The 20399-nt window shown below is 36.6% G+C and carries 20 protein-coding genes and 2 tRNA genes; 15 read left to right on the top strand and 7 right to left on the bottom strand.

The window, feature by feature from the left end; translation table 11 throughout:
- Nucleotides 1–15 precede the first annotated feature (15 nt).
- The 6 genes from NG809_RS04160 to NG809_RS04185 all read left to right on the top strand — a co-directional run bounded on the left by NG809_RS04160 (nt 16) and on the right by NG809_RS04185 (nt 4324).
- A complete protein-coding gene (locus NG809_RS04160) occupies nt 16–1857 on the top strand; it encodes a lysophospholipid acyltransferase family protein (protein ID WP_262148333.1) in 1842 nt (613 codons plus the stop codon).
- A 98-nt stretch (nt 1858–1955) separates the two neighbouring features.
- A tRNA-Phe gene (locus NG809_RS04165) sits at nt 1956–2028 on the top strand.
- Nucleotides 2029–2087: 59 nt separating this feature from the next.
- A tRNA-Phe gene (locus NG809_RS04170) sits at nt 2088–2160 on the top strand.
- A gap of 93 nt (nt 2161–2253) precedes the next feature.
- Nucleotides 2254–3435 carry a thioredoxin family protein gene (locus tag NG809_RS04175; protein WP_262148335.1) on the top strand — a complete coding sequence of 394 codons (1182 nt, stop codon included), beginning with the start codon at nt 2254–2256 and terminating at the stop codon, nt 3433–3435.
- Nucleotides 3436–3440: 5 nt separating this feature from the next.
- Nucleotides 3441–4115: a DUF3575 domain-containing protein gene (locus tag NG809_RS04180; RefSeq protein WP_262148336.1), complete on the top strand. Its 675-nt coding sequence runs from the start codon at nt 3441–3443 to the stop codon at nt 4113–4115.
- 2 nt (nt 4116–4117) lie between these two features.
- Nucleotides 4118–4324, top strand: a complete 207-nt coding sequence (locus NG809_RS04185; protein WP_262148337.1) for a hypothetical protein — start codon at nt 4118–4120, stop codon at nt 4322–4324.
- Between the two features lie 102 nt (nt 4325–4426).
- Here NG809_RS04185 and NG809_RS04190 read toward each other — a convergent pair whose 3' ends face one another.
- Nucleotides 4427–5623: an exo-beta-N-acetylmuramidase NamZ family protein gene (locus tag NG809_RS04190; protein ID WP_262148338.1), complete on the bottom strand. Its 1197-nt coding sequence runs from the start codon at nt 5621–5623 to the stop codon at nt 4427–4429.
- 4 nt (nt 5624–5627) lie between these two features.
- On the opposite strand from NG809_RS04190, the gene NG809_RS04195 reads away from it, so the two are divergent.
- Together NG809_RS04195 and NG809_RS04200 are read left to right on the top strand one after the other, a co-directional pair.
- Nucleotides 5628–6857: an ABC transporter permease gene (locus tag NG809_RS04195; RefSeq protein ID WP_262148340.1), complete on the top strand. Its 1230-nt coding sequence runs from the start codon at nt 5628–5630 to the stop codon at nt 6855–6857.
- Between the two features lie 203 nt (nt 6858–7060).
- On the top strand, nt 7061–8044 hold the full coding sequence (locus NG809_RS04200) for a PLP-dependent cysteine synthase family protein (RefSeq protein ID WP_262148342.1): 984 nt from the start codon (nt 7061–7063) through the stop codon (nt 8042–8044).
- A 198-nt stretch (nt 8045–8242) separates the two neighbouring features.
- Here NG809_RS04200 and NG809_RS04205 read toward each other — a convergent pair whose 3' ends face one another.
- The 3 genes from NG809_RS04205 to NG809_RS04215 all read right to left on the bottom strand — a co-directional run bounded on the left by NG809_RS04205 (nt 8243) and on the right by NG809_RS04215 (nt 10177).
- Nucleotides 8243–8767, bottom strand: coding sequence for a YcxB family protein (locus tag NG809_RS04205; protein ID WP_262148343.1), 525 nt, complete (start codon nt 8765–8767; stop codon nt 8243–8245).
- An 88-nt stretch (nt 8768–8855) separates the two neighbouring features.
- Entirely contained in the window at nt 8856–9812 is a 957-nt protein-coding gene (locus NG809_RS04210) for a hypothetical protein (RefSeq protein WP_262148345.1), read from the bottom strand.
- A 149-nt stretch (nt 9813–9961) separates the two neighbouring features.
- Complete coding sequence (locus NG809_RS04215) at nt 9962–10177, bottom strand: hypothetical protein (RefSeq protein WP_262148347.1); 216 nt, start codon at nt 10175–10177, stop codon at nt 9962–9964.
- A 14-nt stretch (nt 10178–10191) separates the two neighbouring features.
- Here NG809_RS04215 and NG809_RS04220 point away from each other — a divergent pair, with 14 nt between their 5' ends.
- The 7 genes from NG809_RS04220 to NG809_RS04250 all read left to right on the top strand — a co-directional run bounded on the left by NG809_RS04220 (nt 10192) and on the right by NG809_RS04250 (nt 15462).
- Nucleotides 10192–10389, top strand: a complete 198-nt coding sequence (locus NG809_RS04220) for a hypothetical protein (RefSeq protein ID WP_262148348.1) — start codon at nt 10192–10194, stop codon at nt 10387–10389.
- Nucleotides 10390–10467: 78 nt separating this feature from the next.
- A complete protein-coding gene (locus NG809_RS04225; protein ID WP_262148350.1) occupies nt 10468–12123 on the top strand; it encodes a tetratricopeptide repeat-containing sensor histidine kinase in 1656 nt (551 codons plus the stop codon).
- A gap of 10 nt (nt 12124–12133) precedes the next feature.
- Nucleotides 12134–12799 carry a response regulator gene (locus NG809_RS04230; RefSeq protein WP_262148351.1) on the top strand — a complete coding sequence of 222 codons (666 nt, stop codon included), beginning with the start codon at nt 12134–12136 and terminating at the stop codon, nt 12797–12799.
- 63 nt (nt 12800–12862) lie between these two features.
- Nucleotides 12863–13561 (top strand): DUF1826 domain-containing protein, encoded by a 699-nt coding sequence (locus NG809_RS04235; protein WP_262148352.1) that lies wholly within the window; start codon nt 12863–12865, stop codon nt 13559–13561.
- 90 nt (nt 13562–13651) lie between these two features.
- Nucleotides 13652–14167, top strand: coding sequence for a hypothetical protein (locus NG809_RS04240; protein WP_262148353.1), 516 nt, complete (start codon nt 13652–13654; stop codon nt 14165–14167).
- Nucleotides 14157–14432 (top strand): hypothetical protein, encoded by a 276-nt coding sequence (locus NG809_RS04245; protein WP_262148354.1) that lies wholly within the window; start codon nt 14157–14159, stop codon nt 14430–14432. The genes NG809_RS04240 and NG809_RS04245 overlap by 11 nt, the downstream gene beginning before the upstream one ends.
- A gap of 193 nt (nt 14433–14625) precedes the next feature.
- Complete coding sequence (locus NG809_RS04250; protein WP_262148356.1) at nt 14626–15462, top strand: hypothetical protein; 837 nt, start codon at nt 14626–14628, stop codon at nt 15460–15462.
- A gap of 16 nt (nt 15463–15478) precedes the next feature.
- Here NG809_RS04250 and NG809_RS04255 read toward each other — a convergent pair whose 3' ends face one another.
- From NG809_RS04255 to mnmE, 3 genes are all read right to left on the bottom strand, one after another.
- Nucleotides 15479–17062: a Na+/H+ antiporter gene (locus NG809_RS04255; protein WP_262148358.1), complete on the bottom strand. Its 1584-nt coding sequence runs from the start codon at nt 17060–17062 to the stop codon at nt 15479–15481.
- Nucleotides 17063–17096: 34 nt separating this feature from the next.
- Nucleotides 17097–18116, bottom strand: a complete 1020-nt coding sequence (locus tag NG809_RS04260; RefSeq protein WP_262148360.1) for a bestrophin family protein — start codon at nt 18114–18116, stop codon at nt 17097–17099.
- 116 nt (nt 18117–18232) lie between these two features.
- Entirely contained in the window at nt 18233–19801 is a 1569-nt protein-coding gene (gene mnmE / locus NG809_RS04265; RefSeq protein ID WP_262148361.1) for a tRNA uridine-5-carboxymethylaminomethyl(34) synthesis GTPase MnmE, read from the bottom strand.
- Between the last annotated feature and the right edge of the window lie 598 nt (nt 19802–20399).

The raw sequence follows: 20399 nt of genomic DNA on the forward strand, positions 1-20399 counted from the left end.
TGCGACTAAAACAACATGAGTTTAATTTCGAAAAACGATCTTATTAAAGCTTCCGGACTTGGGCGGCTGGGTTTTCTCAAAAATCCCGTTGCGTCTGCCGTTATGAGTCTTACCAAAATAAATGAAGTCAACACTCTTTATAATAAGCTCAAAGATAAAAAAGATAAAGATTTTTTCGATTCTTTCGTTAAGGAGAGAAATTTAAGCTACATTGTTTTCGAAGAAGATCTCGCCAAAGTACCTAAAACAGGACCTTTCATATTGGTTTCCAATCATCCGCTGGGTGCAATTGACGGTATTTTAATGTGCAAAATTCTGTCGGAAATACGTCCGGATTTTAAAGTAATGGGAAATTTCCTTCTGGAAAAGATTCAGCCCATGGAGCCTTATGTAATTCCTGTAAATCCTTTTGAGAAAAGAAAAGATGCCTACAACAGCGCATCCGGAATGCGCGGAACACTGAAACATCTTGAAAACGGAGGCTGCGTGGGAATTTTTCCTGCAGGCGAAGTTTCAAACAAAAACAATCCTTACGGAGAAATTCTGGATAAAGAATGGGAGGTGCCGGCACTGAAGCTGATCAAAATGGCTAAAGTACCTGTGGTTCCGATGTATTTTCATGCTAAAAACAGCAGAATGTTTTACCAGGTTGCAAAAATGCATCCTAACCTTCAGACCATCATGCTTCCATCTGAAATGATGAAAGATCGGGAAGAACCCATCAGAATCAGAATTGGCAGACCTATCACGGTGAAGGTGATGGATGACAGCGAAAACATCGAGGAACTGGGGGAATTTCTGAGACGGAAAGTCTACATGATGAAGTCTTATTATGAAAAAAGAAAATCGCTTGCACAGGCCATTAATCTTAAAAATTTATCGTTAAAATTTCCTCTTTTAAGAGAAGAAAATATCGTACAGAATATCATTGATGAAACTCCGAAAGAAGATTTGCTGAAAGATATTTCCAAACTCAGGGGAACAGATAAGATGCTTTTCAGCAATGGAAATTATGAAATTTATTTCACGCCTTACGAAGAGATTCCGTCTGTGATGAGAGAGATCGGCAGACAGCGGGAACTCACTTTCCGTGCTGTTGGTGAAGGAAGCAACCTGCCTTTTGACCTTGATGAATATGATAAACATTATCATCATCTTTTTCTGTGGGACAGCGCCGCCGAAAAACTTGCAGGAGCTTACAGAATGGCTCTAGGCAAGGATGTGATGAAAAAATTCGGAATTAAAGGATTTTACACAAGTTCTTTATTTGAATTTGAACAGGACATACATCCCTTTTTCAAAAAAGTAATTGAAATGGGACGTGCTTACATTTGCGAAGAATATCAGCAGAAACCGCTTCCTCTTTTCCTTTTGTGGCGCGGAATTGTGCATGTCTGCCTGAGAAATCCTGATCATAAATTCCTCATGGGCGGCGTAAGTATTTCGAATAAATTTTCAGAATTCTCCAAGTCGTTAATGATTGAATTTATGCGTTCAAATTATTATGATTCCGCTGTAGCTCAATACATTACGCCAAGAAATGAATTTAAAGTAAAACTGAAAGACCGCGACAAACATCTGTTTCTGGATGAAATGGAATCTGATTTAAACAAACTCGACAAAATCATTGATGACCTTGAGCCTGAATTGAGAATGCCCGTTTTAATTAAAAAATACATCAAACAGAACGCAAAAGTGATTGCCTTCAATGTTGATCCTAATTTTAATGATGCGATTGACGGCCTAATGTACATCCGAATCAGCGACCTTCCGGAAAGCACGATAAAACCTGTATTGGAAGAGATGAGCGAGCAAATAAGACGCGAGCAGGAAAATAATCAAACTGAAAATCAATAGGTTTTTAAGATTTATAGAAAAAAGTAGAATTAATATTTGCATCATATACCAAAACTTCCTACTTTTGCATCACTTTAAAACAACGAAGTAAAAAGAATGGTTTCTTAGCTCAGTTGGTAGAGCAATGGATTGAAAATCCATGTGTCCCTGGTTCGATTCCTGGAGAAACCACAAAAAACCGCCTCACCAAAGGCGGTTTTTTCTTCCAGACTTTAAAGTACAAAAACTTCGGTTTCTTAGCTCAGTTGGTAGAGCAATGGATTGAAAATCCATGTGTCCCTGGTTCGATTCCTGGAGAAACCACTTAAACCACTCTTTTATGAAGAGTGGTTTTTTGTTTTTAAGACGTTTGGGATTTTTTAATTATCTTCGCTTGTTCAATTTTTTAAATTAAAAATGAAAAACTTAGTTACGACATTCTTCGTTCTCATATTCTCATTAACATTCGCTCAGGAAGAAGGAATTAAATTTGACCAAAGCTCGTTTAAGGATCTTCTTGCCAAAGCCAAAAAAGAAAAAAAGCTTCTATTTATCGATGCTTACGCTGTTTGGTGCGGTCCGTGCAAAATGATGGACAAAAATGTTTTCACCCAAAAATCGGTTGGAGATTATTTTAACAAAAGCTTCATCAGTTCCAGAATTGATATGGAAAAAGGTGAAGGCAGGGAGATTGCCCAAAAATTCTCTGTACGCTCCTATCCTACTTATCTCTTTCTGAATGGCGATGGCGAAATGGTTTCCCAAAACTATGGTTACATGGAACCAGGTCTTTTCCTGTCGATGGCTCAGGATGTAAATGCTGGAAACTCAAAAGGTGGTTCGCTGAAAGACCGTTTTGCAAAAGGCGAAAGCAGTCCCGAGTTTCTGATGAATATTATGAAACTGAATTCCACATCAGATTTTGATTTTGCAAAAAAAGCTTCTGAAAAGTATTTTGCCAAGAAGAAAGCCGATGAACCTTTAACAAAAGAGGAAGCAGGTTTTTTATTTTTCTTCATTAAATCTTCCAAAGATGCCAACTTTAAATATCTGGTGGATAAAAAATCAGAAATCATTCAGTTTTTGCCGGAAGAAAGTTATAATGAATATAAAAATCAGGTTCTGCTTGCTGACATCATGGAAACTGCAATCGATACTAAAAACAACAGAGTTGATGATGCGAAGTTCATGGCTGCCGCAGAGCCTTTGGTTGGAAAGGAAGTTGCTTCTAAAAAACTGAATCAGATCAAACTAAGCTATTACGAGCAAAATGCCAATTATGCAGAATACGAAAAGACAGCTTTGGAATATTATAAAAATCCAGATCTTTTTGATCAGGCTGAAACACTTAAAGCAGCGTGGATTTTTGCAGAGCAAGTAAAAGACAAAACTTCACTGAAAAAAGCTGCAGAATGGGCAGAGAAATCTGTAATGCGTGGCGAAACCGCTGAAAACACTTACATTTTAGCAAAAATATATTTCATGATGGGCAATAAAAATCTTGCTAAAAGTTTTGCTGAAATGTCTAACAATCTGGCAAAACAAACAGGAAAAGATGCTAATCTGTCTCAAGAATTATTAAATCAAATAAAAAATTAAAAACTTTGAAGAATATTTTACTTGCTATCGTTACATTAGCTTCTGTTACAGGATTAAAGGCTCAACAGAATGATGTAACCGCTACAGAAACTACGTCTCAGAATGAAAATTCAGAAAAAGGATTGAGACTGAAGGCCAATGCTCTTTTTTTACCTGTCGGCATCGTTAATGTTGCAGGAGAATTTCAGTTAAATAAAAAAATAACGTTACAGGGCGATGTTTTAGTTTCTCCATGGAAATCTTTTGCCGGACACGAACTGCAGTATTACTCTGCGTCGGTAGAAGGACGATATTATTTTAAACAGGCTTTTGACGGTTTTTATCTGGGGGCAAATGTAGCTGCATCAAAATTTACTTTTCAAAAATGGAGTTACTGGAATGACAGAATTTATGACAATACTTACAGCAATCCAAATAATACGAGCACAGACGTATTTGTGATGTCTGATCTTTATCAAAAAGGTTATTCAATATTAGTTGGGGTTACGGCTGGGTATCAATTCAGACTTTCAGAAAAATGGTTTATGGATATTTACGGAACTGTTGGAAATTCACAGGATTTCTACAAGGGCTACGAAAGAGGCACCGGTAAAAGATATGACGGAGAAACAGGCTTCAACAGAAGTGCTGAAATTATGCCTTACAGAGGAGGAATTATGATTGCATACAAATTCAAATAATTATGAAACTTTTCGGAAGAAACCACATTATAATCATGGCCATTACTTTTGCCATTCTTTTCGCCATGAATTACATCGGAAACAGCGAGCCCGACAAACTTGAAAGAGCATTGTTAACAGCAGCCTGTGGTATTATTGGCTTGACCATCGGACTGATTATTTACAACAGAGGGAAGAATGACAACAGTCCGCCACAGAATTTTGATTAGCTTAAATGAAATTTATTTCATAAAATATAAAAAAAATCGTCGGAGCCATTGACTCCGACGATTTTTTGTTTTAAATATTAAAAGCTAAATTTAACTGATCATCTAATCTTCATAAAGAACATATTTTGATCTGATTTTCTTAAATTTTTCAAGGTCAGTCTGCCACGAAGCTTTGATTTCTTTTTCAGATTTTCCTGCAATGATTTGCTTTCTCAATGCGTCACTACCAGCTAATTTATCAAAAAATAAATTTTTCAGGAAAAAGTCCTGCTGCGGATTTTTATAGTTTTTATAAGCTTTTAAATGCCATTCAAGATTCAGTTCTCTTAAATCATTTTTGTAGTTTGAAAGATCTTCTCCGTAACATAATTGTCCGTTTAGGAAAGGATCTTTTGCCCCGCTCGTAGGTTTGGGAGTAAACTGATAAGGCAGATTTTTTGTCCACGGAGAACCATAGATTTGGAAAGGCAATGCCGTTCCGCGTCCCACAGAAACCTGAGTTCCTTCAAAAAAACAAAGACTTGGATACAGGTTGATCGATTTATCGTTGGGTAAATTTGGAGATGGTTTATCTGAAATCGAATATCTCTTTTTCTTGTGATAATTCTGCATTTTTACTAAAGAATATTTTGCCTGAACCCCATTTTTAAGCCACTTCTCACCGTTTACCATTTGACCGTATTCGCCAATCGTTAAACCATATACTACAGGAACTTCGTGCATTCCTACAAAACTTTCCCATTTCTTTTTCAAAACCGGACCGTCCACGTAGCCATCGTGCGGATTGGGTCTGTCGAGAACGATTACTTCAACGTTATTTTCAGCGCAGGCTTCCATTACATAAGTTAAAGATGAGATATAGGTATAAAATCTCACTCCAACATCCTGAATATCAAAAAGAACAATATCAACACCTCTCAATTGTTCTGGTTTGGGCTTTTTGTTTGGTCCGTAAAGTGAGGTGATGGCAATTCCTGTTTTCACATCCACACCGTTTTTCACCTTTTCTCCGGCATCGGCCTCGCCTCTGAAACCATGTTCAGGAGCAAAGATTGATTTAATTTTAATATTATTTTTAACCAGAAAATCAACCAGATGGGTTTTATCTTTCAGTAAACCGGTTTGATTGGTCACTATCACAATGTTTTTGTCTTTTAACATCGGCAGATACAGTTCCGGCTGGTCTGCACCTGTTTTGAATGAGTTCTGATCTTTGCTTTGTGCAAAACTGTGACTGAATGTTCCTAAAAAAATTAGGCACATAAGAAGTAAATCTTTAATTTTGAAATCTAAATTCATAAGCTTGAAGTTTCCTTTATATTTCTCAAGAAAAATAGCGTTTTCCAAAGATAATAAAAATAACCTGTCACGGGTGATTATCGTTATCGGAAGACTCTCAGTAGCGATTGGAATTATCGTATCGCTGATCACCATTTCTACGGGATATGGTTCCAAGAAAGCAATTAAAGAGAGACTTGCCGATTTCAACGGGCATCTTAATGTAAAATCTACCCGTTCAAACTCTTCTTACAATACCTCTATACTGGATAATAATGGTTTAAATACTACAAAAATTACAGAAATTCCTTCGGTGGCCGGTGTGCAGAAATATGCGACTGTAACGGGAATTATGCGTACAGAAAAAGATTTTGCAGGTATTATTTTTAAAGGTGTCGGTAAGGATTTCGACAGCCTGAGATTTAAAAAATTTCTGTTGGAAGGTACTGCTCCAAAAGTAACAGAAAAAGGTTATTACAACGGAGTTACTATTTCACAAAAACTTGCCGCCGACCTTCATCTGAAACTTCATGACAGCATTGTCACTATCTTTTCAAAAGCTGATCAGCAGCCCATCTACAGAAACTTCGAAGTGGTTGGGATCTATAAAACCGACATCAAGATGATTGATGATCAAATGGTTTTGGGCGGAATCAATCACGTGAGAAAAATTCAGGATATGAAGCCTGATGAGATCGGTGGACTTGATATTTTCTTTAAAAATGTAAACGACATCGATAAACCTCATCCTGACATCGAAAAATTTATCGGTTATAAAAATTTCATAGAAACAGCAACGGAAAAATATCCGCAAATCACCGACTGGATCAGTATTTTTGATGTCAACATTGCTCTGATTATCGTTATCATGCTCATTGTGGTCATCATCAATATCATTATGGTTCTTTTAATTTTGATTATTGAAAGAACAAATTCCATAGGTTTGCTTAAGACTTTGGGTGCAACCAATTCACAGATCAGAGCTACTTTTATCAATTATACATTAATCATTATGGTTCCCGGATTGGTTTTGGGAAATGCCATCGGACTTACGTTGCTTTTAATTCAACGTTTTTTCGGAATTATTAAACTGAATCCTGCAAACTATTACGTAAGCACAGTTCCGGTGGATCTTGATCCTTTGGCAATTATTTCGATTTCGGTTGGGATTTTAATTATTTCCGGTTTAGCTTTGATAATTCCAAGTTATCTGATCAGTAAAATTTCTCCGGTAAAAGCAATTAAATATAATTAAAACAAGACTTTTTACCATTCAAAAAATTCCGAAAATTTCAGATTTTTAAACTGAAATTTAAAACTGTTATTTATTTTTTCTGATTTTATTGATTTTATTTTTAAATTTCCAACGTAATTTAAAATTTGTATCATTTAAGATTTTATCACATTTAAAACCTTAAAATTGAAAGGTTTATATTTGTGACTTTAGAAAAAATAAGTATGAAATACGCAGAAAATATACTGGAAACCATTGGAAATACGCCTTTGGTAAAGCTAAACAGAGTTTTAGGAGAAGACTTCCCGGCACTTGTTCTGGCAAAAGTGGAAACATTTAATCCCGGAAATTCTGTAAAAGACAGGATGGCTGTAAAAATGATTGAAGACGCAGAGAAAGACGGAAGACTGAAACCGGGCGGAACCATCATCGAAGGAACATCAGGAAATACAGGAATGGGACTGGCGCTGGCGGCAATCGTGAAAGGTTACAAATGTATTTTTGTTACCAATTCAAAGCAGTCTAAGGAGAAATGTGATATTCTTCGTGCCGTGGGTGCTGAAGTGATCGTTTGCCCTACCGATGTGAAGCCTACGGATCCGCGTTCTTATTATTCAGTTTCAAAAAGACTGGCTAAAGAAACGGAAAATGGGTGGTATGTAAACCAGTACGACAATTTATCAAACCGTACAGCACATTACGAATCTACAGCACCGGAAATCTGGGAACAGACCGACGGAAAACTGACTCACTTTTTGGTGGGAGCAGGAACGGGCGGAACCATCACAGGTTGCGGTAAATTTTTCAAGGAGAAAAACGAAAACATCAAAATCATTGGTGTTGATACTTATGGTTCTATTCTGAAAGAAATTCATGAGACGGGCGAAATTCACCTTGAAAACGCCTACACCTACATCACAGAAGGGATTGGTGAAGATATTCTTCCTGAAAATTACGATATGTCTGTGATTGATCATTTCGAAAAAGTAACCGATAAAGACGGTGCGGTCTATGCGAGAAAACTGGCAAAAGAGGAAGGAATTTTCTGTGGATATTCTGCGGGAAGCGCGATGGCTGCTTTGGTTCAGATGAAAGATCAGTTTACAAAAGATGACGTGATTGTTGTCTTGCTTCACGATCACGGTTCAAGATATGTTGCGAAAATCTACAACGATGACTGGATGCGTGAAATGGGTTGGCTGGACTAACAAGTTTCCGTTTACAAATACAAAACTCAGAGTGTTGGCTCTGAGTTTTTTTTGTTTTAATTTTCTGGAAAATCTACAAAGCTGTTGCTCACACTGAGCTTAGTATCTTATCTTAATCTCTTCTACAAAGGTTTGACTTCTACGGGGGCTTAACAAACTTTCCTTTCTATCTTGTATTTATACCAAACGCTCAAACCACTAACTTAGTTGAGATTCTACCATCTTTTTTAAAACTGAAAAATCACTTCCGCTCATCGATTTTTTTGGAAACATGTAGCTGTATTTCCCTTCCAAAGCAATATATTCTTCGTTGATTTCGAATGCCTGAAAATCTTTCCATTCGCTGGTTTCCTTTTCGCCATCTATGTTTACTGTGAAAAATTGCTGATCAAAAATCACTTCATAAATCTTACAGTTTTCGAGTTTGAAAAGGTAAGAATTCACCTGTTTTTTCCATCTTGAAACTTTGTTGACGCTTACAGAAAGAAAAACCGCCGTCAGCAAAAAAAGAAAACTCACGAAATAAAGAATTCCAAATTTTTCTTTGCTTAAATCATCTTTAAAAAAGAAAAGAATTCCCAAAATCAAAGCAATAATGATAAGCGTGAAAGTTTTGCCACGGGTATCACGGGAGAGAAATAAGCTCCCCTTATTTCCGCTGAAATAAATTTCTTCGAAGTCCTGTCTTTTAGGTTTTATAATGATTTTCTTCCCGTCGCTCATAGTTTAGATCTGTATTGAGCTTGCAAAGATAGGTTTTTAAGTCATTTTTAAAGATGAAGTTCGGTTCATTATCATTTTAAACTTAAAACTACTCTGTCACAATCTCTGCATTTTCTCCTGCGTACTTTACCAAGATATGTTCTGTAGCTGGTCTTAATTCCTTGTGATTGTCCGGATTTTTTCCATCCATCGTAAAAAACTCAACTTTATTTTGGTGTTTAGAATACCATGTTTTTCCAATTCCATTATTCGGGTTTAATGTATCGGGGCGTTTGATTTTCTGAAAATAATTAACCATGACATCATCCGCAGGAACAACATTATGAGAAGGATTTTTATCATTAATAAATGTTAAAACATACCGGTAACCATTCCAGTACATGTGATTTTTAGATTCCAAAGCCATCATTTTAGGTATAACTTTCTCTGCATTATTTTGCTGACTGATTGCTTGATAACGAACGATTTCTTCCCCGTTTTCAGGTTGAGTACTGTCTGAATATTTCCTTTCCTGAGGTCTATCTGTATTTTGTGAAATCAATGTTTCAGGAGTGCTGATTTTTTCAGATTGATTAAATTTCGAAAACCCTGCACCTGCTAAAATTATCCCTAAAAACCCAAAACTCATTCCTTTATGTTTCGTCAGAAATTCCGGAATTTTAATGATATTCTGAATGGTGATGTGGATGATATTTTCCTGAGAATCAGAATCATTTTTTGCTTTTACAAATGATTTCACAAAAGTTTCTTCGCTGTAAACATCTGAAACAGCATCTCTCTGGTTTGCAAAGTTTTCAAAATTTTTAAAACCTACATATTCAGAGAACTTATTTAGGGTAAAGAGATCAATCCGTCCGTCATTGCTTGTTTTCTGTTCTACATACGCATCGTAATAACGGATCAGCGTTCGTTCAGAAATATTCAAATTAAACCGTTCTTCAAAAACTAGTGACAGATAAGTTGACAAAGCATTTTTGCTAATCCTTCCGGAGTCTTTTTGAGCTTTCTTAAAAACTTCGTTGATGAGTTTCTTTTTATCAGACATACATGGTTATTAAGCAATTACAAAAAAAGCAATTTTTCACGAAATATTTTTGCGTGATGCCGTAAAATTCCATTTCTAAAGACAATTTTTGTCAAAGTTTTGTCAGACGCAGTCAAAGGTTTGTCAGTATTTAAAGGCCTTTCCTGCCGTTACTTTGCTTTAGAAATCAGAAAAGAGAAAATAAAAATAATGATGATTTCTACCACTCTGAAAAACAGAAAATCATTCTCGTGACCGGGAAGCATCAGAATTTTCTTCTGTTCGCAAGGGTAATCACTTCCCAAAATTTTAGAAGCGCTTCTTTTTTCAAACGTGTACACTGCCTGCAATCGGTTTTGCGGGGAAGAACACCAATGCTTAATCATTAAATTTTACAATCGTGATACAATTATTATTGCTCCTTCTTGGCCTTGTAAGCTCAGGAAACAACGGAAATACATCAGGAAATTCTGATACAGCAACAGTACAGACAACACAAAACGGCGATGGTTCAAATATAAACCCAGGCGACGGACCGGGAGGAAGTACTGGCGGTAACACGGGACACCTTCCGCCACCCCCATTTACACAACCATAAATTATTAAAGGACAGATTGCACAAATCTGTCCTTTTTTATTAATTTGCAGGCTAAACCGCCATCTCTTGAAAAAATTAATGATCCTACTCTTTTTAGTAACTATAGCTGTGGGCTGTAGCAAGAAAAAGAAAATCACTCAAAACTCTGGAAAAGACAATCAAAGCTATGCAAAAGCCCGTGAATGCAGAGATTCAGGACACAAGGATTCTGCTTTTATCTATTACAATTCAGCAAAAAGAGAATATAAAAAAGATAACGACTCATTGGGAGTAGCACAGTCGCTTATAAACATGGCTCTAATTCAGACCGACAACGGTGATTATTATGGAGGAATTGAATCTTCCGTAGAAGCAAAAAAATATTTAGCAGACGTTAAAAAAAATGTGGTAAGAGAAAATATGTCAAGGAATTATAACACTTTAGCAGTAGCTTCCGCAAGATTAGGAAACTATGATGACGCTTTAAAATATTATAAAAGAACACTGCTTTATGTTGCTAGAGATCATTACTCTATAATTTACAATAATATAGGAGATTCTTACAGCGAGAAAGGAGAATATAAGAAAGCTATTGATATGTTCCTTCGCTCTCTGAATAAGCCAGACAGCATAACCTTGGCCAAGTCTATCAATAATCTTGCAACTGCAGAATATAAATTAAATCCAAAATATAATCCCATTACTGAATATCACAAAGCTTTAAAAATAAGAATAAAGCTGGACGACGATCAGGGATTAAATTCCAGCTACTCGGCTATTTCAAATTATTATGCAGGGAAAAACAAAGATTCAGCATTATTTTATGCCCGAAAAATGCTCACCTCTGCTGTGAGAATTAATAACCCGGACGATCAGCTACAGGCTCTCAGAAAGATAATTAATATTGATGAAGATAATTCATCCTTATACTTTAAAAAATTTGTTTCTATTAATGACAGTGTAAATGACACAAGATTTAAAGCAAAAAATCAATTCGCACTTATTAAAGCTAATATGGCGGAAGCTGAAGCCGAAAATGCAGAACTGGAGTTGAAGTTTAGCGAAAACAAAAATCAAAAGATCTATGCTCAGTTTGGAATTTTAATACTGATCATTCTACTTATTATAGGCATTGTTTATTATTTTAAAAGAAAAAAACTTCAGCAGCAGGAAAAAGAACTCGAAGTCAAAAAAACCGAAATCAAGTATTCAAAAAAAGTACACGACGTCGTAGCCAATGGGATTTACCAAATTATGACAAAGATTGAAAATCATCAGGATATCAGCAGAAACGAAACTCTGGATGATCTTGAAGATGTCTATAAAAAATCAAGAAATATTTCTTACGATTCGAGTGATGATAATGCCGACGAAAATTTTTATGAAAAAATCAGAAAATTGGTTTCCTATTTTAAAAATGAACACACTCAAACTTACCTGGCAGGAAATGATGCAAGCTTATGGCAAAATGTAGCCCCACTCACCCGATCAGAAATCTACCAAATCCTGCGCGAACTGCTGGTTAACATGAAAAAACACAGCCACGCAGACCGTGTAATTTTACAATTTAAAAAAGAAGAAAACAGTATAGAAATTTCGTACAGTGACAACGGAATCGGCATCAAAAATAAAAGTTTTTTTTTAAATGGTCTCCAAAATGCGGTTTCACGTATTGAAAATCTAAATGGAGATATTATTTTTGACACCGAAACAGAAAAAGGACTGAAAATAAATTTCTCAGTTCCGATTTCCTAAAACCGATTTGATGTTTAAAAAAATTTTAATTGCCGAAGATCACGAAGTTATCAATTTATCCGTACAGCGTACTGTGAAAGAACTTGAAATCCCAACTGTTGATCAGGTTTTTTACTGTGACGATGCGCTGGAAAAAGTAAAAAAGAGTCTGCGTGAAGATGATCCGTACGACTTGATAATCACCGACCTTTATTACGACGAAGACCATCATCCTCAAAATCTGAAAAATGGTAAAGAAATGATTGCCGCAATCAAGGAGATTCAGCCGGATGTGAAAGTTATTTTCTTTTCCGCGGAGCATAAATCGGGAGTGATAGATTCGCTTTTCACAAATTTAAAAATTGACGGTTTTGTACGAAAAGGCAGAAATGACGCTAAAGAACTCAAAAAAGCTATAGCAATGGTTTTTGACGGTCAAAAATATCTTTCATTATATATGAAACACGATTTGAAAGAACTTAACAGCTACGAATTTACTTCTTACGATATTACTTTAGTTTCGCTGCTTTCACAAGGGGTTTTCCTGAAAAATATTCCAACCTATCTGCAGAACAACAACATAAAACCTCATAGTCTCAGCAGTGTGGAAAAAAAACTCACAGGTTTACGCGAAGGTCTTAAAATCAATAATAATGAACAGTTGGTGGCTTTCTGTAAAGATTTAGGACTGATTTAAAAGAGGAATATTTAGAATTTAAATGTTTATTTTTATCGGAATTCAAAATTCATCTCATCCAAAATGAAAATTTCTAATTCTACAGGTAAATATTCTAAAACCGTTTCATCCTTTTCTGAATTAATTGATACCGATTTTCAGGGATCTGTAAATTCATTTTGCTGGAAACGGGAATTGAATGGTGATTTTAAAGAAATTATTTCAAAACTTCAGCTGGAAGAAAATATTACCGTCGTTACGTCTGAAGATCTTTTAAAACTAAAACTTTCAGAGCATGGTGAAACAGCGAGAGAAATTATTTTAAATGATTTACAGGTGTTAACAGATTTCGGTGCCTTACCGACACTGAATTTACTCAAAAACTATGAGCGTGATGATGAATTTGATTTTATTCAAACCGACGTTTATTCCTTTCATGTAGACCGTTCGCCAGTTTTAGCCGATACTTTTTTATGCACTTATTATGGCGCTTCAAGCGACATTCTGCCAAATGATCAGGCGGTTCAGAAAATTTTAATTCCTGAAATCCGTGAGAAACTGAAAGCATTGCATCAAGGTTCTGATGATGATTTTGAAACTTTTTTAGAAGAGAATTTCTTTGATCTGCATTATGAACCTAAAGAAGATTCCCAACTTATTAATTTAGGACAGGGATATCTTTGGAGACTGGCGGTAGATCATCCGGAACAAAAGGTTTTACCATGCATTCATCGGGCTCCGGTAGAAAATGATGGAGAATACAGGCTTTTACTGATTTGCTGAATTTAATTTTTAACAAAGTAATCTACCTTAAATTATTTATTTCCATCATTAAAGATTAATTTTGAGAGTATAAACAAAATGAGGAGAGTTATGTTTTTGTCTACACAAAATATCTTTTTAATAAAATTATTATCATTTATTTTAAATCTGAATGATTCATTTCGCAATGAAGACGATTTTTTGGTAAATCTTCTTTTGATGGGTGCTGCGTTTGCTTTGTTTGCGGTTATTATCGCAGTATTTGTGGTCGTGGTTGTTTCTGTACTTCTGTTTTTACTAATCAGTGCCGGTATAATTTCTACATCTCTGCTGGTTGGTTTTCAGCAGAAATCTGTAAGCAAAGGCTTTAAGACATTTTTTATTGTGTCCTGCATTGCCGGCAGTTCAGTTGTCTCCGTACTGTTCTTTTGGTTTTTAAATCTGGTTTATGATTGGTGGATTACCGAAGTGGCGGTACTTTCCGGGTTGCTTTTCGGAGCTGCTACCGGATGGATTTTGGGACTGATACTTTTTTCTGCAAGTAAAAAAATTGTGATTTTTATAAAAAGTCAGATCGACAATAAGGTTCTCAAAAAAAATAAAGCTATTGAAAGCCATGAAAAATAAAATCACAAAAACCATCACCAATGCACTTTTGATGAGCTTCCTGACCGGAACAATCGTGTCCATAATTGTTCTTATTATCATTCAGTCTCCGAATCAGAATCACTACGACACTGGAGAACCACGTATGAATTGTTTTGCAGGTTTAGGTTACGGAATTATTGTGGGAGTTCATATTTTATTTGTAATTCTCAGTTTACCGGCGTTTTTAATCTCTTTAAAACTGTGCGGGAAAACAGATTCTACTCTTTTATGTCATTTTTTCTAGGTTCATTTTTATATTTAAGTCTGATTTCATTAAGTCTTTCTGAGTTTTCGAATGAGGATTATTTATTTATAATCCCGTGGATTTTCTTAGTGATTTGGATATTATATTATTTTAAATTCAGAAAAATAATTAAACTTAAAAATGAATAATTTGTTTTATTTTTAAATTTAATTAAATCTAAAGCACAACAGCAATGATGAAATTATTTAACTGTATCACCTTTATTTTCTGCCTGTTATTAATTGCTTGCAGCAACGATACACCAAAGAAAAATATAAAAATCTCTGATGTACATCTTAAAGAGAAAAAATCGGTTCCATTCACATCCGATGTCAAAACCATTCACGTTTTTGTGGCTTTGTGTGACAATAAATATCAGGGAATTGTACCCGTTCCCGAAAAAATTGGAAACGGACAGGATCCCGAAAACAATCTGTATTGGGGTTGCGGATTCGGCGTGCGAACCTATTTCAAAAAAAGTAAGGAATGGAAATTTATCGAAAGACGAAAACTAAAATCTGAAAAGCTTGAAAGAATAATTTTTAAACACATATCCAAAAACTACTATTTAGTTGCAGACGCTTACGATGGTCAGTTTATCAAAAATACGACAGTCGATTTCCTCAACAGCAGTTCGGGAAAAACAAAAGATACTTTAAAAACAGGAAAAACAGTCATCGGAATTAATGGAAATGCAAAATTGCTGGCATACGTTGGACACGATGGTCTGATGGATTTCCAATTAAGTGAAACCTTTGAAAACACTGATCAACAGAAGCGTGACGTAATTATGCTGGCTTGCTACAGCAAAAAATATTTCTCACCTCATCTTCAGAAAGCCAATGTCAATCCCCTGGTTTGGACTACAGGATTAATGAGTCCAGAAGCATATACTTTGCACGACGCCATTTCCGGGTATCTGAATTCGGAGAGCAATGAGCAAATCCGTGCCCGGGCAGCGAAAGCCTACTCAAAATACCAGAAATGCAGTGAAAAAGCCGCAGGAAATCTATTGGTTACAGGTTGGTAATTTTTTTTAAAAAAATTTAAATAATTTTAAGCCTTTCCTCTTCCAGATCAATCTGATACAGCTGATGTCTGATGATTTCTTCATTGATTGCAGGATCCTGATTGAGCTCCGTAAGATATTCGCGTTGGCTTTCAAGGATTTCTACGAAGATCTGTTTGGTTTCGTTGTTCATCCAGCTGTCGTCGGTAGCTTTGGCGCGTTCTTCCCACTGTTTCAGGAGTTTCTCAATCATCAGATTTCCCTGATATTTATTTTCGTATTTATCTTTCAGCACTTCGTAAACGTGCTTTTTTAAACCCTGCTTCATTTGAAGTTTGGTGGATTCTTCGTTTTCATCGATAATTAATTCATCAAAAAATTTCATTCTTTTAATGAAAACCGGAAGCGTTAATCCCTGAACCAAAAGCGTTAATAAAATCACGACAAAAGTGATAAATAAAATTAAATTCCGGTGTGGAAATGGCTCTCCATTACTCAAAGTCACAGGAATTGCCAAAGCTGCGGCCAGAGAAACTACGCCTCTCATTCCCGTCCAGCCGAGAAGTAAAGGCATTAAGAAACGCATTTTGTTTGATCTTGCTCTTGGTGCAACGCCTGGTCGGAAAATCAGAGTAGCAACCAAAGCGGCATAAGAACTCACCACTCTCGAAGCTATTAAAATTCCTGTCACTACAATTCCATATCCAATTGCCGTTCTGAGTGGAATTCCTTCAGCACGGATACCATCTACAATTTCCGGAAGTTCCAGACCGATAATAAGAAAAACGATTCCATTTAAAATAAATACAAAACTTTCCCAAACGCTGTATCCACGTATTCGGCTTGCGCTGTTGAGGAAAATCAAACGTTTTGAAGACATATATAATCCACCACAAACGACTGCCATCACTCCCGAACTGTGCACCTGCTCGGCAATCCAGTACATTAGATACGGTTCAATTAAAGTTAAGGCGATATCTGAAGGCGCGTCTGTCGGCAAAAGTTTGTGTGCCTGAACGAACAACCATGCAATGACCAAACCTATTGCAGCGCCACCGATCACCATCCACAAAAAACTCAAAGATGCTTCCTGCCAGATGAATTGTCCGGTACCTACAGCGACTAATGCAAATCTGAAAATGATCAATGATGATGCATCATTCAACAAACTTTCGCCTTCCAGAATTGCAGAAGTTGATTTTGGAATTTTCACAAATTTCATAATTGCTCCGGTGCTCACCGCATCGGGAGGAGAAACGATTCCGCCCAGAAGAAAGCCTAATGCAATCGTAAATCCCGGAATGAAATAATTGGTAGCCAAAGCGACTGCAAAAGCAGTAAAAAATACGACGAGAAATGCAAAACTTCCAATGATTCGCCACCATTTTTTCATTTCTTTAAACGAAATCGTCCATGCTGCTTCAAAAAGTAATGGGGGAAGAAAAATAAAGAAAATCAGATCCGGATCAATCTTTACGACCGGTAAGCCGGGAATAAAACTGATGGCTAAACCACCAACTACGAGCAAAATAGGATATGCAATCCTGAGTTTTGTTGCCCACATATTGAGCAGTACGATGATGGCGATCATGGCCAGAAAAAATGGAAGAAGGGTGTGCATTGAATTTATTTGTGTTTAAAAAAATGAAATACGTTTACATCAAAACATCGTTCACAGGTTCAATCGGTTTTGGCAAATCAGTTTCGCCCAAAATCTGAAGCAGATCGATCTCAATAGTTCTGCAGATGGAGAGCATAGGAATATCTGTACCCAATCCCTCAAAAGGATTTTCGGAATAGTCGCCAATCAGCTCCATTACGACATAAATCCATCCGACGATCGTTCCGAAAGGAATCATCAGCCAAACTCCGGCCTCACCTAATTTTGCAAACTCGGCAACAATTCCCAGAGGTAGAAGAAAAATAAAAATACAGTTGAAAATAAAACTTAAATTGGCATACTGACGTGGCAGAGGAAACTTCTTGATGCGTTCTGCCCTGCCCTGATGGTCGTAAAAATCGTTCAGAATGGTTTGCAGATCCAGCTGACGTCTCATGTGTAAAATTTCCCGTTCTTCAAGCAACGCCAAATCCTGAGACTGCAGATTGATGATTTGCGTAGCTTTGTTGGCAGCAGTTTCCCAGTCTTTTTCGTTTGCAAAATAGTTTTGTTGCTGTTTTTCATTCAGATAATCCTGAAACTGACCGACACCAAAATTATCTCTCCGTCTTGTGGCAATTCTCGCAAAATGATGATTCAGGCTCACATGTTCCCATTGCGTAGGAACAAGCAACTGCTCCCGAAATGTGTAGAGCCATGCGATATGCCGGTAAATGAGATTGGTTTTTATTCTCTTGATTTCCTCATCAGAATACTGTCCGTTTTTCACATAAGAATTAACCATCACGCCCCAGCTCCGGCTGCTGTTGACGATGGCTCCCCAGATTTTTCTGGCTTCCCATACCCGGTCATAACTTTGATTGTTTTTGAATCCCACATAAAACGCCACGGCCGTTCCCACCAGCGAAACCGGCAACCAGGGAATTGAAATCCAGTGCCAGCCGACCAACTGATACAAAATCGCCACAATCAGCATATATGCAACGAGCCACCAGAGATGATGGCCTGCAAATTCAAAAATCCCTTTTACAGTGAAACTCTTTCTGACTAACATTTGCGTAAAATTTTATTTTAACTTCCGAATATAATGAAAGTTTTTTCATCGGGCAAAAAGAGAGTTTGAAAGGATAATTTTGAGATATAAACTGTGATTTGAAATTGAAGATATATTTATTTTCCGATACAAAACTTAGAAAAAATATTCCCCAACACCTCATCATTGGTAAACTCACCAGAAATTTCACCCAAATATTCCAAAGCATAGCGAAGTTCATACGCCAAAAGTTCTGTTGAAATTCTTCCTGAGATGGCATCTTCAACTTTCTTCACAGATTCCAGAGATCTCTGCAAAGCTTCATAGTGACGCTGGTTTGTGATGATGGTACTTTCCTGCGTTTCAAGATTTTGGATATAGTCGGCAAGTTCAGATTTCAACTCATCAATTCCTGTTTTGTTTTTTGCCGAAATCCCGATGATTTGGGAAGTATAATTCGGAAATAACTGTTCTTTTAATTTTGCGTCAAACTCATTTACAGAAGCAGTTTCCTGCAAATCAATTTTATTATGAAGAAGAATCACCTTCAAATCATCACGGTAAAATTCTTTGATAAAATCAAACACTTCTTCAGGTTGAGAGTCGAATTCATCATATAAGTACAGAAGAATTTTTGCCGTTTCAATTTTCTCCTTCGCTTTTTTTACGCCGATTTCCTCAATAACATCTGTCGTTTCACGAATTCCCGCAGTATCGATAAATCGAAAAGCCGTTCCTTTGATATGCAAAACTTCCTCAATCGTATCACGGGTCGTGCCCGCAATTTCCGAAACAATCGCACGTTCTTCTTTCAGCAAAGCGTTCAGCAACGTCGATTTTCCGGCATTTGGCTTTCCGATAATGGCGACATCCACACCATTTTTAATTGCATTTCCATATTGAAAACTGTCAATCAGCGACCGCAGTTTTACTTCCGTTCTGTTCAATGAGGCTGTCAAAGCTGCTCTGTCGGCGAATTCCACATCTTCTTCTGCAAAATCAAGTTCCAACTCTATCAACGAGGTGAAATTCAGCAAATCTGTTCTCAGAATAGAAATTTCATTGGTAATTCCACCTTTCAATTGGTTCAAAGCTACTTTTCTTGATGCCTCATTTTCAGAAGCAATCAAATCAGCAATCGATTCAGCCTGACTCAAATCAATTCTTCCGTTCATAAAGGCACGCATCGTAAACTCCCCTGCTTTTGCCATTCTTGCCCCGTTTTTAATCAGAACTTCAAGAATTTTCTTCGCAATATGCGGCGAACCGTGAAAAGAAATTTCCACAGAATCTTCCGCCGTAAAAGTTTTCGGACCTTTAAAAACAGAAACCATAACTTCATCAATCGTTTCCGGCTGGAAGCTGGAAGTTGGAAGCTGGATGTTATTCTCCGCTAAATCCGAAACTTGGTTTCCATTCTCAATACTTTGACCCGGAGAATCTGAACTTTCAAATGAAAACGCAGATCCCGAAACTTTTTCGCTTACTACCTTCCGTCTTCCATCTTCCATCTCCCCACTTCCATCTTCCCTCTTCCCATCCACAATAAACCCATAATGCACCGTATGCGAATTGGCTTTTTCAAGATTTTTCCCCTGAAAAACCCTGTTTACAATTTCAAAAGACTGTTCGCCCGAAATTCTGATAATTCCGATGGCTCCGATTCCGTTGGCTGTGGCAAGAGCGCAGATTGTGTCGTGATTCATGCTGCAAAATTACGGAATAAACATTTAAAATTTAAGTTTCAAAATTCAAGTTTTAAACACCTTTTTCAATCAAACTCAACTGCTCAAACTCCCTGTAACTCTCAACTCTCTCCCTCTCAAACTCTCAAACACAAATACCCTCCAACTCTCCCACCTTTTCAGAAGCCGGGAACCTGCTTTCCGCTGTATCTTTTTTGCGTCAGACTTTTTCCGAAATTTCACGTTTCTTCCCACGCAAAAAAGGATGCCGCTGCAATCAGGGCTATTTACACTCAGTATTTATTTTTTAAATATCCCCATAAAATGAAAAAACCATTCTCTTTTTTCGTAATTTAGAACAGAAAAATACAGATTCAAAAATCCGATAACAGCCGAAATAATTAAATTTAAAATCTACAATCTAAAACGGAAATCTGATATTATTCTCAATTTTTGTACTGATTTTGATGAGTTGTAAGGAAACTGAGTACAGACAAAAAACAAGTCAGAAAGAGCCAGAAAAGAAGTTTATAATAATAATTTTGGAAAATAATATCCTTATTGAGACGGTAAAAACCTTTGGAAATTGCGGAATTGTAAAAAGAATCAGTTTATAAAA

Origin of the sequence: Chryseobacterium foetidum (assembly GCF_025457425.1) — a bacterium.
GTDB classification, from domain to species: Bacteria; Bacteroidota; Bacteroidia; order Flavobacteriales; family Weeksellaceae; genus Chryseobacterium; species Chryseobacterium foetidum.